This is a genomic window from Rhizobium sp. L1K21 (assembly GCF_024055895.1).
In the GTDB taxonomy this organism is placed as follows: domain Bacteria; phylum Pseudomonadota; class Alphaproteobacteria; order Rhizobiales; family Rhizobiaceae; genus Ensifer_A.
Genome location: NZ_JAMXLE010000001.1, coordinates 1931768 through 1947378 on the forward strand (window position 1 = coordinate 1931768; position 15611 = coordinate 1947378).

The window sequence follows — 15611 nt, forward strand, 5'->3', positions numbered from 1 at the left end:
CGATGCCGGCGCCGACGGTGCGGCCGCCTTCGCGGATAGCGAAGCGAAGCTTTTCTTCCATCGCGATCGGAACGATCAGCTGAACGTCAACGGTCACGTTGTCGCCAGGCATAACCATTTCCGTGCCTTCCGGAAGCGTCACGATGCCCGTCACGTCCGTGGTACGGAAGTAGAACTGCGGACGGTAGTTCGTGAAGAACGGCGTATGACGGCCGCCTTCTTCCTTCGTCAGGATGTAGGCTTCTGCCTTGAACTTCGTGTGCGGCGTTACAGAACCCGGCTTGCAGAGAATCTGGCCACGCTCAACACCATCACGGTCAACACCGCGAAGCAGTGCGCCAATGTTGTCGCCAGCCTGGCCCTGGTCGAGCAGCTTGCGGAACATTTCAACGCCCGTGCAGGTCGTCTTCGAGGTCGGCTTGATGCCAACGATCTCGATTTCTTCGCCAACCTTGATGATACCACGCTCGACACGGCCGGTCACAACCGTACCACGACCCGAGATCGAGAACACGTCTTCGATCGGCATCAGGAACGGCTGGTCGATCGGACGCTCAGGCGTCGGGATGTAAGCGTCAACAGCAGCCATCAGTTCGCGGATGGCGTCTTCGCCGATCTTCTTGTCGCTGTCTTCAAGAGCAGCAAGTGCCGAACCCTTGACGATCGGAATATCGTCGCCCGGGAATTCATACGAAGACAGGAGTTCGCGAACTTCCAGTTCAACGAGTTCCAGAAGCTCTTCGTCGTCAACCTGGTCAACCTTGTTGAGGAACACGACGATGGCCGGAACGCCAACCTGACGAGCGAGCAGGATGTGCTCGCGGGTCTGCGGCATCGGGCCGTCAGCGGCAGAGCAAACCAGGATCGCGCCGTCCATCTGGGCAGCACCGGTGATCATGTTCTTCACGTAGTCGGCGTGGCCGGGGCAGTCAACGTGGGCATAGTGACGGGCTTCCGTCTCATATTCAACGTGTGCCGTCGAGATGGTGATGCCGCGTGCCTTTTCTTCAGGCGCTGCGTCAATTTGGTCGTAAGCCTTGAAGTCACCGAAATACTTCGTGATCGCTGCCGTCAGGCTTGTCTTGCCATGGTCAACGTGACCAATCGTGCCAATGTTTACGTGAGGCTTAGTGCGCTCAAATTTTCCTTTTGCCATTTGACTTTCCCTAGAGAACGAGTTTTGGGACCACCGGGCTCACCGGTTTGGTGCAGGCGTTTAAGGGTTTACCGCGGCAGACGCAAGAGTTTATTTGGTGTTGATATGTCTTCACGGTCGCACCGGCCTTCGGCCTGACCTCCAGACGGGACCTCGCATCGGCTCGGACGCGCAGTCGCGCTTGCGGCGCAACGCGCCGATTTCATTTCCCATGCATTACCAAGGGACTTCCCAACAGGTGCGCTAGCACCACGCGCAGCGCCCCATCGGAGCATGAGCGAAGCGAATTGGCGTGAGATCAGAGAAAATGGAGCGGGTAGCGGGAATCGAACCCGCGTATTCAGCTTGGAAGGCTGCTGCTCTACCATTGAGCTATACCCGCGGGCTTAAAAATGAGCCCTTGGTGCCGCTTCCGGGATGGTGGAGGAGGCTGGATTCGAACCAGCGTAGCCTAAGGCAACGGATTTACAGTCCGTCCGTTTTAACCACTCACGCACTCCTCCGCCTTTTCCCAGGAAATGGCGGGCATTTCCGACCGAAGGTTTGTGTCAAGCACATGCCCTGCCGGTCTGGAGCGGCTATATGACTGCCCCATCTCATTGTGTCAACACGCCCTTATGGAATTTTCCGAAAAAAACTTTTCACCCATGGGCAGTTAACGAAAGTGCGGGCTATGCGCGGCGGCAGACGGCGGATATAAAGCGCGCATGAACGACAAGAGCAACGACAAAAACGCCCATTATGCTTCGCTTCGCCGCGCCCATCGGAACGCCAAGCGCGAGGCAGGCAAGATTCCCACGCCCTCGCCCAAGGATAAGCGCAAGGAGCGCGCCAAGAGCTGGAAGCCGCCGCAGATCGGGGACGGACAGGTCTTTCTCTATGGCCTGCACACGGTGGAAGCGGCGCTGAACAATCCCGAGCGCACGCTTGTGAAACTCTCCTTAACGCGCAATGCACTGGCGCGGCTGGAGATTGATGAGAACAGTCCCCCCTGCCCGCTGGAATTCGTGACGCCGCAGGATATCGAGAAGATCGTTGGCCCGGAAGCAATCCACCAGGGTGCCATGCTGGAAACGCGCGCGCTGCCGGTTCGCAGTCTCAGTGCGCTGCAGGACAGCCCTCTCCTTCTGGTGCTTGATCAGGTGACCGATCCGCACAATGTCGGCGCGATCATGCGTTCAGCCGTTGCCTTCAATGCCGGCGCGGTCATCACCACCCAGAGACATTCGCCGACTGAATCGGGTGTGCTGGCGAAATCCGCCTCAGGCGCGCTTGAGCTTATCCCCTATATTCAGATCACCAATCTGGCCGATGCGCTGGATGAGCTGCACAAGCTCGGTTTCTTCACGATCGGTCTCGATTCGGAAGGTCCCGCCCCCATTGAAGGCACCTTTTCCGGCGGCAAGATTGCGCTTGTCATGGGTTCGGAAGGCAAGGGCTTGCGGCAGAAGACGCGTGAAACGGTAAAGGCGCTTGCCCGGCTGGACATGCCCGGCGCCATCAAGTCGCTCAATGTTTCCAATGCCGCCGCCATTGCGCTATATGCAGCGCAGCAATTTCTGCTAAAACACCATGCATGATTCTGGTTTTTACAGATCTGGACGGCACGCTGCTCGATCATGAGACCTATTCTTATGCTGCTGCCGAGCCTGCGCTGAAGCGCCTGAAGGAAAGCGGGATTCCGCTTATCCTGGCGAGTTCCAAGACCGAGGCCGAGATGCGCCCTCTGGCACAGGAACTCGCGCTTGAAACACCCATGATTGTCGAAAATGGCGCTGGTGTCGCGGGGCTGGAAGACAGCACCTCCGGGCAGCCTTGTTATGAGGATATAAGGGCGCTGCTCGACAAAATACCGCCATCCATACGCGGCCATTTCCAAGGTTTTGGCGACTGGGGCGCGGAAAAGATTTCGGCCCGCACCGGGTTACCGCTTGCGTCTGCAGAGCGCGCTGGCACGCGCCGGTTTTCAGAACCGGGTGTATGGGACGGAACCGATGCCGATTTTGAAATATTTGAAACACTTTTGGAAGAGAGCGGATTTCATGCCGTTCGGGGCGGCCGCTTCACCACGATCATGCCGCAGACGTCGAAGGGCGAGGCCATGGCGCAGATTGCCGCGCTTTACATGTCTCCATCGGGAGACACGCCCACGATCATAGCGCTCGGTGACGGCGAAAACGACATTGCCATGCTGGAAGCCGCTGATTACGGCATCGTGATTGCCAATCCTGCGCATGCTCCGCTGCCGCCGCTTAAGGGCGAGCGCGACGGTAAAATACTGCGTTCAGAACTTACTGGCGCTGCCGGGTGGAACAAAATGCTCAATGAGTTGGTTGATCGCCTGTTGGCGGGTTCGCATGCGTGAACGGCCAGGGGTTATTTAGGGGAACGGTTATATGGCGGATTTTCATCAGAACGGTGTCGTGACGACGTTGCACAATCTGCGAGAGCGGTCGGTGCATGAGATGGAGCGTGAACTGCAGGCCTTTTCCTCAAATCGGCCAATTACGCTTATTCTGCCATCGCTGTTTTCAGAGCTCGAGGGCCCGGCCCTCGGCAATATCGTCTCGGAACTTGCAGGCGTGCCTTATCTCTCCAACATCGTGATTGGCCTCGATCAGGCGAATGAAGAACAATATCGCTACGCGCTGGCCTATTTTTCGAACCTGAAACAGAACTATCAGGTTCTCTGGAATGATGGACCGCGCCTGAAAGCGCTTCACGAGCAACTCGACGCGGCACAGCTGGCACCGCATGAGCCCGGCAAAGGGCGCAATGTGTGGTATTGCATCGGTCACGTTCTGGGCCGGCGCGATTCCGGCGTGGTGGCGCTCCATGATTGCGATATCGTTACCTATTCGCGCGAGATGCTGGCGCGCCTCATCTACCCGGTCACCAACCCGAATTTCCCTTACGTCTTTTCCAAGGGCTATTATCCGCGGATCGCCGATGGCTCGTTGAATGGCCGGGTGACACGCTTGCTTGTCACGCCTTTGCTGTTGAGCCTGGAGCGCACCATCGGCCATCATCCCTATATCGACTTCTTAAAGGCGTTCCGTTATCCGCTGGCCGGTGAGTTCGCCATGCGCACACACCTGCTGCCTGATCTGCGTATTCCGTTTGACTGGGGTCTTGAAATCGGTGTTCTTTCCGAGCTTTGGCGCAATTATGCGACCAGCGCGATCTGCCAGGTCGATATCGCCGATGTTTACGACCACAAGCACCAGCCGCTCTCCGAAGAGGATGCGTCCAAGGGGCTTTCCCGTATGGCGACCGATATCATCAAGGCGCTGATCCGAAAGCTCGCAACCGACGGCGTCGTTTTCAGCCCTGAGGCGCTGCGCACGCTGAAAGCCACATATTACCGCACCGCGCTTGATCTCGTTGAAACCTATAATCACGATGCCCGCATGAACGGGCTTTCAACCGACCGGCACAAGGAAGAGAAAGCCGTTGAACTCTTCGCATCCAACATCATCGAAGCCGGCAATGTGTTTCTTGAATCGCCCAATGTTGCGCCTTTCATGCCGAGCTGGAACCGCGTACAAGCCGCCCTGCCCGATTTCCTGATGGATATGCAAAAGGCCGTGGAAGCCGATATGGCGGAATTCGGCGAACAGCCGGTTCAGGAGTGAGAGAAAGGCGGGATGGGTAGTTTCACCCATTCGCTCTGCATTTTCTGACCCTCGATGAGGCGGGTCAGAGGACAGCCGTCTTCGACCTTCTCCCAGGATGTGTTGTTCAGGTTCATCTGGCATTCGGCGAGGTAGGATTTTCCACCGACATTGATGCAGGCGCGTTCGCCCAGGTGATAAAGCGCGCCGCCCTTGTTCACACACGTGCAGTCGGCACTGGCCGCTGTCGACAGCAGGGAAGCTGCCGCGGTCAAGGTTCCTGCCAAAACTGCATTCGTGATCCTGCTCATACAAAGAGGATAGTACAAAATCTCAAATTGTAAATATTCTACCCGCACCGCCAGGACGTGGCGGCAGGTAACGGGACGAATGATCACCTCAATAGGCGAACTGTTCAGACAGGATACGGTCAGACCAGGTGTGGTCGGGGTCGGTCAAAATCCAGACCTCCTGGTCCCGCTTCAGACGCATGCTGACCCGCAGCACCGACTTGACCTCCTGATGATCGGCGACAGCGTTGACCGGGCGCTTTTCCGGCTCCAGAATTTCGATATCGACAAACACATCCTGCGGCAGCAACGCACCACGCCAGCGGCGCGGCCGAAACGGACTGACTGGTGTCAGTGCCAGTAAAGGCGCCTCAAGCGGCAAAATCGGCCCGTGGGCGGAGAGATTATAGGCGGTCGAGCCCGCAGGCGTTGACAAAAGCAGCCCGTCGCAGGCCAGCTCCTCCAGCCGCGTTCGGCCATCAACCGTCACTTTGAGCTTGGCCGCCTGATAGCTTTGGCGCAGTAGAGAGACCTCATTGAGCGCATAGGCGGTGTGGCGTATGCCATCCGCATCCATCGCCACCATTTCCAGCGGATGGATGACGTTGGAGGCAGCAGCCGCTATGCGCTCCTTCAACCCTTCGGTGAAATAGCGGTTCATCAGAAAGCCCACCGAACCGCGATTCATGCCGTAGATGCGCTTACCCGAATTGAGCGCGCGGTGCATGGTCTGCAGCATGAAACCATCACCACCAAGCGCCACGATAACGTCAGCCTCCTCCACCGGCACATTGCCGTAAATCGCCACAAGTTCGTCCAGCGCAGCCTGCGCGCTGTCGGCCTCAGAAGCGAGAAAAGAAAGCGATTCAAAACGGTTAGGCATAAAATATTCCGAAATCCTGATTGGCCATTGGCGGCATCGAGGCGGATCAAAGCGCAGGCAGCAACGCAAATGCAAGCACAAAGACGTGAGAACATGTATATTTATGCTTTACAGGCAGCGAGAATATGCTAATTCCCTGCCGCGTTGCCCTTATAGCTCAGTTGGTAGAGCGGCTGATTTGTAATCAGTAGGTCGGGAGTTCGAGTCTCTCTGGGGGCACCAGATTTTCCTCGATTGCTCATGCCTGCTTGCGCCACGAGAAATTTCGAATCTGAAACACCGTAGAGTGTTAGCTGATAGTACATTTCTAGAAAACACGTTCTCAATCACTTGAAAACTATGGCTGCTTGCTCGGAATCAATTCGCTGGTACAAGTTTCGACGTAGCTTCTTTCAGTTCTTTCTCTTGGCGTTTCAAGACCTGGTGGCGGCGCTCTATTGAGCGAGCAATGGCAAACGCCAGAAGGGCTGCGTAAACGTTTAGCAAAATTACCAAGATAAGGTAATCGAAAGCCTGCATATCCTTTTGTACAAAGAACATGCGTACCAGAGCGTAAAAGGCTGCGGTGGGAAGCGTCATCACAACTAGTCTGAACAGGCCTTTGGTAAGGGCCATCTCAGATTGAACGGCGGCCCGTTTCTTTACGATATGTGTCATGATAGCCAGACAAATGACCACCGATATGAACGCGTGTAGCGCATTAAACGGGAACCAATAAGAAAAGAAATGCCAAAGGCCTTCATTTCCAGCAGCCTGATTCAAACCATAGTCAAGCAACGCCTGACAGTAATCAAATAAGATAACGCCGAACAGTATCAACGTAAATATACCGGCATTCCCGATTAGTAGGTCTCGGAGTGCAATATCATCGCCTTTGTTTGCATGGATTCGACTCAGAGAAAGCATAAGGACCAACGACATCAACACTGGAACGACATTTGAAAAAACGTAAATTCCCGAATATTGCAGCGCAAGATCTCCATTTGGCCAGAAGATAAGAGCCTCCCTGTTGAGGGCAGTGCGAAGGGCGGGCTCGAGTATAGGTATCACAAGCCACAAAAACACAATTCCGCCGACAGCTGTCAGCAGTCCAAACATGATATCCCCCAAAGGGACCTTAAATGTGCCGACTTTCGGCATGTCAACACCCAGGTCTTTCGCCAACCGCTTGAGACCTGCTCCGCCGCTCTTCCGCACAGAGGCAATTGCCGAAATGTAAACCAGCTGCTCAATATACTTTGAAAGTTCGCGAACTGAGCCGGATTGGACAATTTCTTCTCGGGTTTCAGCGCGGTCAAGATTTAGACGCGCCGCTTGCTGCCTAAAGAACGCTACGTCTGCATACGGCTCAATCTGGGGCACCCATTCACTTGCAGACAGCTTCTTAAAACAAGTAACAAGGCGGTTTTGCGTATTTGCCTGGGCTACAATCTGCGCATCAAAATAGCTAATCGTGGCTATCACTATCCTGGGAACGCCGAACAGCTCGTGAAACCAGTTGCGCAGTATGTTCGCGACATTGGAAACTCCAGGAATGGCCTGATGTGCCAACCCCATAAAGGCCGCAGCGATGAAGAGAGAATATGGAGTGCTTTCAATTGCTTGGGTGATTTTTTCGGCTTCAGTCACCCCGGTCGTCACTTTTAACCAGCCCGAGATCACCGATGGAGAGGCAATACATAGAACGAGGTAACCCACGAAGGTCACAATGACGAAGATCAACAAAACGAGCCAGTAGGCGTTGCGCCCCATGAAGTCCTTTGTTCCAAGATTCGGAACAGGCAACGAGGCGCCAGACAAGTTTTCGTCTAGAGCGTTGAGTTCGCCAAACTTGCCCACCTGAAAGGTAGCCAACAAGACAGCTCCTGCCCAGAACTCAAAAGACGTGAAGAGTTCTTTGCTCAATTCAAAAATATCAGACACGTTCATTTCTGAGGACAATGGCCGTTGGGGCAAGCCTGTGAGAAAGCTTCAGTAGCAGTTCCGATCAGAGCGCTGGAAGCAAGAAGCACTGCAAATAAAATGCCTACACAGAAGACGCGAGCCATTATTTCCCTCCCCCTTTTATCAGTTTTCTATTTTAACATGCTCCTTCACAAAATACAACTTAATCAATACTGTCTCGTTCACCATTATCTTCAGAAGCAATTTCCTCGCGTATGGTCGAAATAGCAAAAACCCCGTGCAGCCTGCGCCGTACGGGGTTTGAAAATCAGCTGTCTTCAAATCAGATCAGAAGAAGCCGCGGCGCTGCCACCAGCCGCCTTTTTTGGGTTTGCCTTCGCCTTCATCGTTCTCACTTGCCTTGTTGGACGTGAGAACGGGTTCGCTGGCGATTGGCCCGTCGGCGGATGAGGTGCGGGCGGTGCGGCGGCTTGCCTTCTGCTCGCCCTCTTCTTCTGCATCGGGGGAAGAGGCGGTTTCTTCCACCACAGTCTCTTCAGGGGCTTCGGATTGGCCGACAGCCTCTTCTACGGCAGCATCGGATACAGCTTCGGCTTCAGCGGCTGCAGCAGCTTCCTTGGCCTTCGAGGGGCGGCGCTTGCGCTTTGGCTTTTCAGCTGGGGCCTCTTCAGGCGTTTCCGGCGCGTCGGACAGAACCACATCTGCGGCGGTCGCCTCCGTGACGCCTTCGGCCTCGCTGCCTTCGACAGCTTCCTGTGCCGTTACGTCATCATTGCCATCCGCGCGGGCGTCAGCGTCGGCGTCAGCGTCTCCCTCGTTATCCTGATCACCATCAGAACCGTCTTCGGCAGTGCCGCGATTGCGGCGGCCACCGCGCTTTCCGCGGCGGCGGCGCTTGCGGCGATTGTTATCGTCGCCCTCACCGTCCGCTGTTGCGGAAGTTTCGCCGTTTTCGTCCTCGTCGTCTGCATCGCTGCCTTCGTCAGAGGTCTGGTCACTCTCGTTTTCGGAGGCGTCTGCCTGATGGTCGTCGCGCTCGCCGTTCTTGCGGCCACGGCGGCGGCGGCGGCGGCGGCGCTTGCGGCCATCGCCCCGGTCATCATTGTCACGACCATTGTTTTCGACGGTCTTGGCTTCGTCGTCTTCCTCTTCGTCTTCCTCGACCGGAATATCGTCCTCGATCTCCACTTCGAAGGTCAGCGGCTCGATCTTGATCGGGTTTTCGACCGCATCACCGCGGTCGATGGCAAAGAGCTGCGTGCCAAGCTCTACATCCGCTTCCACGACGATGGAAACGCCGAAGCGGGCTTCGTAGTCGACAATCGTCTCGCGCTTGTGATTCAGCAGGTAGAGTGCAGTTTCGGTGGAAACACGCACGACAATATTGTGGGCATTGCTCTTGAGAAGAAACTCTTCCACGCCGCGCAGAACATGCAGCGCAACCGAAGACTGTGAACGAACATGGCCGGTGCCGCCGCAATGCGAGCAGACCTGCATGGTCGATTCCAGAACGGAGGCACGGATGCGCTGGCGTGACATTTCCAGTAGGCCGAAATGCGAAATGCGGCCCACCTGAATGCGGGCGCGGTCGTCTTTCAGACAATCCTTCAAACGCTTCTCAACCGCACGGTTATTGCGCTTTTCTTCCATATCGATGAAGTCGATGACCACGAGACCGGCAAGGTCTCGCAAACGCAGCTGGCGCGCCACTTCTTCAGCCGCTTCCATATTCGTGGCAAGCGCGGTCTCTTCAATCGAATGTTCGCGGGTCGAACGGCCCGAGTTCACATCAATCGCCACCAGCGCTTCGGTCTGGTTGATGATCAGATAACCGCCGGATTTCAAAGTCACCTGCGGCTGCAACATACGGTCGAGCTGGGCTTCGATACCGGAACGCGAGAAGATCGGATGCACATCACGATACGGCTGAACCACCTTGGCGTGGCTCGGCATCAGCATCTTCATGAAGTCCTTGGCTTCGCGATAGCCTTCCTCACCGGCGACCACGATCTCGGAAATATCCTTGTTGTAAAGGTCGCGGATCGAACGCTTGATCAGCGAGCCTTCCTCGTAAACCAGGCAGGGCGCGGTGGAATTGAGTGTGAGCGTGCGCACGTTTTCCCACAGGCGCATCAGATATTCGAAATCGCGCTTGATTTCGACCTTGGTGCGGTTGGCACCGGCGGTGCGCAGGATCACACCCATGCCCTGCGGCACTTCGAGGCCCCTGGCGATTTCCTTCAGGCGCTTGCGGTCTGTGGGATTGGTGATCTTGCGGGAAATGCCGCCGCCACGCGCCGTATTCGGCATCAGGACGGAATAGCGGCCCGCCAATGACAGATAAGTGGTGAGTGCTGCACCCTTGTTGCCGCGCTCTTCCTTGGCCACCTGCACCAGAAGGATCTGGCGGCGCTTGATGACTTCCTGAATGCGATACTGCTTGCGCTGCTTGCGCGGTGCGTGGTCGGAAACCTCCTCCATCGCATCTTCTGCACCGACGGATTCAACGACATCATCATCGTCGTCGTCATCGTCATCCTTGCGGCGGCGCTTCTTCGACCTGGTTGGCTCAAGGTCTTCGGAGATCGTGTCGGCATCGACTTCGGCTGCCATGATGCCGCCATCGGAATTGTCATCGCCGCCTTCGGCATTGTCGCTGCTGCTCTCGGCATTTTCAGCGGCTTCGCCAGCATCGGCTTCAGCGCCTTGGCCGGCGGCTTCTGCCGTTTCGGTTTCCTTTGCCTTCGGCTTGCGGCGGGTGCGGCGCTTTGCTTTTGGTTTTTCCTCGGCTGCCGGTTCTTCTTCTGCCTGAGCGGCAACGCCCACATCGGGCTGATCCATCTCGGCCAGTTCCGCGTTTGCGGGATTGACCGGCGTTTCATCATCATCGGCATCATCCGACGCGACGCTGCGGGCTTCTTCTTCGAGAAGCGCCTTACGATCAGCCAGCGGAATTTGGTAATAGTCCGGGTGAATTTCAGAAAAAGCCAGGAAGCCGTGGCGATTTCCACCATAATCCACAAAGGCTGCCTGAAGCGAAGGCTCGACGCGCGTTACCTTTGCCAGATAAATATTGCCTCGCAGCTGCTTCTTGTGCTGCGATTCAAAGTCAAATTCCTCTATCCGATTTCCACGGACAACGACAACGCGGGTCTCTTCTTCATGAGACGCGTCGATAAGCATCTTGTCTGCCATTTAAGCTGCACTCCTCGGCGCGAGCGCATGGCGGCATAGCAAAAGTTCGGGGTAGAAATTTTGTCGAGCAGGCCAGCGGAGGCGCCGGTATCAAAAGGTCTCAAACAAGCCGCTTCGTTGTTCACATGCCAGGAAACGGCGGCAGTACCCTGCTCTCCCGTATTCTTCAAATCTGGCAACACACTCAACAACGTAAAAAATCCGTTCAAGACCGCCAATTTTAATAGGCCCGAAAAAGGCCCGATGAGTTTGCTCTCTCTTCATCGAGAGCTCTGGCTTTACGCCAGGTTACAGATCCGGCCACCGCCGGAAATTCTTTATCGATTCCAAAACCGGGCAGAAGTTTTTCAAGACGGCGGATGATACGCGCCTGGCGCCTGAGCCTTTGAAAGCCTGGCCGCCGGATAACGAATCCATCCCGTCATTACTCCTGTCCTCAGGTGTGCTTTTATGTGCAAATTTGTCCAATAGCAAGCGCCGTTGCTGCGACCGTCATAATATTGATGTAATTTGCCGCAAGCCCCAGTTCATTTTGAAAAGGTATTTGCCTTTTCGCAAAACAGGCGGGACAGACCAGTTCCTGCACAGACTAGGATCGGGCCGTACATTGTCGATATCAGGTGTGAAGCATTTCCTTTCTGTGGGCGCAAAGCGTCTTAACCCATTCAGCCTGCAGGCCATTGTTGCGTGCGTCTTTTGTGTTGGGTGGCTTGTGGCGTTTCATTCGCAGGCGCAGTCTGCAGATCCGCTAAAAGCAACGGGTTTCCTGATTGCCGGAGACGCGAACCGCACCCGCGTCGTCATTGATTTCAACCAAAAGCCTGAGTTTTCGGTGCGCTACCTGCAGGACCCCAACCGGACGATCGTGGATATTCCATCCGATGTCTCGTTTGAATTCCCTGCAGAAAATGCCGCTGCCGCCGGTCTTTATACGCTCGTGCGCTACGGCGCGATGAGTGCTGGCCACACCAGGATCGTGCTCACGTCAGATGCTCCCTCCTCACTTGAGTTTTCAAAGGTCGAAGCAGACAGCAGCGGCAGCTTCCGTCTTGTCCTCGAAGGTGTGAAAACAACCGAGGAAAAACTATCCGCCCTCGTGCATGCCGATGACTGGGACGGCGTACACACAACGCAGGCCGGTCGTGGCGGTCGTCTTGGCGGGCCGGCGACGCAGGAAAGTACCAATGCCTTCGTCATTGCTGTTGATGCAGGCCATGGCGGCATCGATACCGGCGCAATTTCGCGCGACGGCAAGACGATCGAGAAGGATATCACATTGGCTTTTGCCCAGGAGCTCGCAGATGAATTCAATGCCCGCCCCGGCTTCAAGGCATTTCTCACGCGCTCGGACGATGTTTTCCTGTCGCTCTCCGAGCGTGTCCGCATCGCCCGGCAGAATGGCGCAAACCTGATGATATCGCTGCATGCCGACACGCTGCGCCAATCCTTCATTCGGGGCGCGACGGTCTATACGATCTCGGAAAAAGCCTCAGACAGGCTTGCAGCCGAATTGGCGCAACGCGAAAACGTGTCCGATGAGATCGCCGGTGTGGTGCCCGATGATACGGCTGCAGAAGCGAGCGATATTCTGATCGATCTGACCCGGCGCGAAACGCAGGCGTTTTCCGAGCGGCTCGCAAAGATGATCGTGGCAACCTTTGAAGGCCAGATTCGGCTGATCAACAACCCGCACCGTCATGCCGGGTTCCACGTCTTACGTGCGCCGGATGTGCCGTCCCTGCTGATTGAACTCGGCTTCCTTTCCAACAAGGAGGACGAGAAGCTTCTGACGGAAGAGTCCTACCGCAAGCAGGTGTCCGGCCTCATTGTGGACGCAACGGACCACTACAAGGCGCTTATCGGGCAGTGAGGAAGAGGACCAACCGATTCGCCTGCCCGGCTTGTTGTAAACATGAAGCGTTCTGTGTCAGGTGAGCCACTTGCACGGTGAATTGCGGTCTGCTGGTCAAGCTTTTGGCCCGTTGGCCGCATTTTCTGCACAATCACGCATATGAACACTTCAACACTGTGGCATAATGCTTTGATGACCGCGCATCGGCGGTGTATGGGTGCGGTGAAATGATTTCCCTGCGTGGAAGGGCCGGATTGGGCGAATGATCAGACTTATTGGATATTTCTTCGGAATTGGTACCGTTCTCTTTCTCGGTGCTGCCGCCGTGGCGGCAATCTATCTCAATTCCGTGATGAAGGATCTGCCGGATTATGAGGTCCTGGCGAAATACGAACCACCGGTGACAACGCGCGTCCATGCCTCCGATGGACAGCTGATCGCCGAATATGCGCGCGAGCGTCGCCTCTTCCTGCCCATTCAGGCTATTCCGGATCGCGTGAAGGCAGCGTTCCTTTCAGCAGAAGACAAGAATTTCTACAACCATCCCGGTCTTGATATTCAAGGTCTTGCCCGTGCCGTTGTGATCAACCTGCAGAATCTCGGGACCGGTCGCCGTCCAGTCGGTGCATCGACCATTACCCAGCAGGTCGCCAAAAACTTTCTTCTCACGCGTGACCAGACCTACACGCGTAAAGCCAAGGAAGCGATTCTTTCCCTGCGCATCGAGCAGGCCTATTCCAAGGACCGCATTCTGGAACTTTATCTCAATGAGATGTTCTTCGGCTTTAATTCCTACGGTATTGCGGGCGCGGCGCTGACCTATTTCGATAAGTCGGTGACCGAGCTTTCGCTCGACGAAGCCGCCTATCTCGCGGCTCTGCTCAAGGGCCCGGCCAACTACCATCCGTTCCGCCATCCCGATGCGGCCATCGAGCGCCGCAACTGGGTGATCGACCGCATGGTGGAAAACGGCTATGCGACCAAGGAAGAAGGCGAGAAGGCCAAGGCCAAACCGCTTGGCGTACACATCCGCTATGGTGGTTCGCATCTCTTTGCCTCCGACTATTTTGCCGAAGAGGTCCGCCGCCAGATCATCGCCGAATATGGTGAGAAAGCACTTTATGAAGGCGGGCTTTCGGTTCGTACATCGCTTGATCCCAAGCTGCAGATCTATGCCCGCAAGGCATTGCAGGACGGCTTGATCGATTATGACGAGAAACGCGGATTCCACGGTCCGATCGATCAAATCAATATTGCCGGCGACTGGGGCCCTGCCCTTTCCGAAGTCACGCCGATGCGTGACGTTCCCGAGTGGTCGCTGGCGGTCGTTCTGGCAACGGACAATGAAGGTGCTGACATCGGTATCCGCCCGCCAAAGGATGCAGCAGGCAAGGTTGAGGCTGCACGCGACCGCGGACGTATCGACGCAGACGATATGAAGTGGGCCTATAGGCTCAAAGACGGAAAGAAGGCCAAGTCGCCAAATGATGTCTTCAAGGCGGGCGATGTCGTTTATGTCGAGAAGATCGCTGACAAGGACGGACAGTATCGCCTGCGCCAGCCGCCGGAAGTCCAAGGTGGCCTCGTGGCGATGGACCCGAAGACTGGTCGCGTGCTTGCCATGGTTGGCGGTTTTTCCTACGCGCAGTCGGAATTCAACCGCGCAACGCAGGCCATGCGTCAGCCGGGTTCGTCCTTCAAACCTTTCGTCTACGCCGCAGCATTGGACAATGGCTACACGCCTGCGTCCGTGGTGCTTGATGCGCCCATCGAGATTGTGTCCGGTGGCGAGGTGTGGCGTCCGAAAAACTATGGTGGCGAATCTGCCGGCCCGTCGACCTTGCGTCTCGGCATTGAAAAATCGCGTAACCTGATGACGGTTCGCCTTGCCAATGACCTCGGCATGAATACCGTTGCCGAATATGCCGAACGGTTCGGCATTTACGATCACATGCCGCCGCTTCTTGCCATGTCACTCGGCTCGGGTGAAACGACGGTGATGCGCATGGTCGCAGGCTACTCGGTGATCGCCAACGGCGGCAAACAGATCAAGCCAACCCTCATCGACCGCATTCAGGACCGCTATGGCAAGACGATCTTCAAACATGAAGACCGGGTTTGCGACGGCTGCAATGTGGCCGAGTGGAACGGCCAGGAAGAGCCGGAACTGATCGACAGCCGTGAGCAGGTTCTGGATCCGATGACGGCTTACCAGATCACCTCGATCATGCAGGGTGTTGTTCAGCGCGGCACGGCTGCGGGCCGCGTCAAGCTTGACCGTGACGTTGCCGGCAAGACCGGTACGACCAACGATGAAAAGGACGCATGGTTCGTCGGCTTTACGCCCGATCTGGTGACCGGCGTCTATATCGGCTTCGACACGCCCCGCAAGATGGGGCGTGGCGCGACCGGTGGCCATCTGGCCGCTCCGGTCTTCAACGAGTTCATGCAAAAGGCTGAAGAAGGCGTCCCGCCGTCCAAGTTCATCGCTCCCAAGGGCATGAAGCTCATTCGCATCAACCGCAAAACCGGCATGGAAGCAGCTGAAGGCGACAGCGACACAATCGTTGAAGCCTTCAAGCCTGGCACCGGTCCAGCTGATGTGTTCTCGGTGATCGGCATGGACGAGTATATGGCGCCTGAGGAAATTCTGAGAACCTCGCCCCAGGCCAGCGATGCGGTCAACAACGGTGGCAATGGGCTGTTCTAGCCGGTT

10 protein-coding genes and 3 tRNA genes are annotated in these 15611 nt (G+C 56.2%); 6 read left to right on the top strand and 7 right to left on the bottom strand.

Annotation, left to right across the window (positions count from 1 at the left end; genetic code table 11):
* The 3 genes from tuf to NHF56_RS09320 form a co-directional block, all read right to left on the bottom strand.
* Window positions 1-1156, bottom strand: a 1156-nt coding sequence (gene tuf, locus NHF56_RS09310) for an elongation factor Tu (protein WP_252803634.1), incomplete at its 3' end; no start/stop codon positions are given.
* A gap of 308 nt (window positions 1157-1464) precedes the next feature.
* Window positions 1465-1538 (bottom strand) — tRNA-Gly (locus NHF56_RS09315).
* A 36-nt stretch (window positions 1539-1574) separates the two neighbouring features.
* Window positions 1575-1659: transfer RNA gene (locus tag NHF56_RS09320), tRNA-Tyr, on the bottom strand.
* A gap of 204 nt (window positions 1660-1863) precedes the next feature.
* On the opposite strand from NHF56_RS09320, the gene NHF56_RS09325 reads away from it, so the two are divergent.
* The 3 genes from NHF56_RS09325 to NHF56_RS09335 are packed head-to-tail and all read left to right on the top strand — an operon-like array spanning window position 1864 to window position 4791.
* Window positions 1864-2736, top strand: a complete 873-nt coding sequence (locus NHF56_RS09325) for an RNA methyltransferase (protein ID WP_252803636.1) — start codon at window positions 1864-1866, stop codon at window positions 2734-2736.
* On the top strand, window positions 2733-3521 hold the full coding sequence (locus tag NHF56_RS09330; RefSeq protein ID WP_252803638.1) for a mannosyl-3-phosphoglycerate phosphatase: 789 nt from the start codon (window positions 2733-2735) through the stop codon (window positions 3519-3521). Before NHF56_RS09325 ends, NHF56_RS09330 begins: the two co-directional genes overlap by 4 nt.
* A gap of 31 nt (window positions 3522-3552) precedes the next feature.
* Window positions 3553-4791: a glycosyl transferase gene (locus NHF56_RS09335; protein ID WP_252803639.1), complete on the top strand. Its 1239-nt coding sequence runs from the start codon at window positions 3553-3555 to the stop codon at window positions 4789-4791.
* Here the strand turns inward: NHF56_RS09335 and NHF56_RS09340 are convergent.
* Window positions 4782-5045: a hypothetical protein gene (locus tag NHF56_RS09340; protein WP_252803641.1), complete on the bottom strand. Its 264-nt coding sequence runs from the start codon at window positions 5043-5045 to the stop codon at window positions 4782-4784. The two genes, NHF56_RS09335 and NHF56_RS09340, sit on opposite strands and share 10 nt — an antisense overlap.
* 124 nt (window positions 5046-5169) lie before the next feature.
* The gene (locus NHF56_RS09345) at window positions 5170-5943 is read right to left on the bottom strand and encodes an NAD kinase (protein ID WP_252803643.1); all 774 of its coding nucleotides are present in this window, start codon (window positions 5941-5943) and stop codon (window positions 5170-5172) included.
* Window positions 5944-6089: 146 nt separating this feature from the next.
* On the opposite strand from NHF56_RS09345, the gene NHF56_RS09350 reads away from it, so the two are divergent.
* Window positions 6090-6165 (top strand) — tRNA-Thr (locus NHF56_RS09350).
* 135 nt (window positions 6166-6300) lie between these two features.
* Here NHF56_RS09350 and NHF56_RS09355 read toward each other — a convergent pair.
* Together NHF56_RS09355 and NHF56_RS09360 are read right to left on the bottom strand one after the other, a co-directional pair.
* Window positions 6301-7866, bottom strand: coding sequence for a hypothetical protein (locus NHF56_RS09355; protein WP_252803645.1), 1566 nt, complete (start codon window positions 7864-7866; stop codon window positions 6301-6303).
* Between the two features lie 309 nt (window positions 7867-8175).
* The gene (locus tag NHF56_RS09360; RefSeq protein ID WP_252803648.1) at window positions 8176-11043 is read right to left on the bottom strand and encodes a ribonuclease E/G; all 2868 of its coding nucleotides are present in this window, start codon (window positions 11041-11043) and stop codon (window positions 8176-8178) included.
* Between the two features lie 622 nt (window positions 11044-11665).
* Between NHF56_RS09360 and NHF56_RS09365 the strand changes: the two genes are divergently transcribed.
* Window positions 11666-12913, top strand: a complete 1248-nt coding sequence (locus NHF56_RS09365) for an N-acetylmuramoyl-L-alanine amidase (RefSeq protein WP_373456293.1) — start codon at window positions 11666-11668, stop codon at window positions 12911-12913.
* 244 nt (window positions 12914-13157) lie between these two features.
* Entirely contained in the window at window positions 13158-15605 is a 2448-nt protein-coding gene (locus NHF56_RS09370) for a penicillin-binding protein 1A (RefSeq protein WP_252803672.1), read from the top strand.
* Window positions 15606-15611 lie beyond the last annotated feature (6 nt).

What these genes read in the sequence shown, in the direction of transcription:
- NHF56_RS09330 (WP_252803638.1), top strand. Translation starts at nt 2,733, where the DNA reads ATGATTCTGGTTTTTACAGATCTGGACGGCACGCTGCTCGATCATGAG.
- NHF56_RS09325 (WP_252803636.1), top strand. Translation starts at nt 1,864, where the DNA reads ATGAACGACAAGAGCAACGACAAAAACGCCCATTATGCTTCGCTTCGC.
- NHF56_RS09370 (WP_252803672.1), top strand. Translation starts at nt 13,158, where the DNA reads ATGATCAGACTTATTGGATATTTCTTCGGAATTGGTACCGTTCTCTTT.
- NHF56_RS09360 (WP_252803648.1), bottom strand. Translation starts at nt 11,043, where the DNA reads ATGGCAGACAAGATGCTTATCGACGCGTCTCATGAAGAAGAGACCCGC.
- NHF56_RS09345 (WP_252803643.1), bottom strand. Translation starts at nt 5,943, where the DNA reads ATGCCTAACCGTTTTGAATCGCTTTCTTTTCTCGCTTCTGAGGCCGAC.
- NHF56_RS09335 (WP_252803639.1), top strand. Translation starts at nt 3,553, where the DNA reads ATGGCGGATTTTCATCAGAACGGTGTCGTGACGACGTTGCACAATCTG.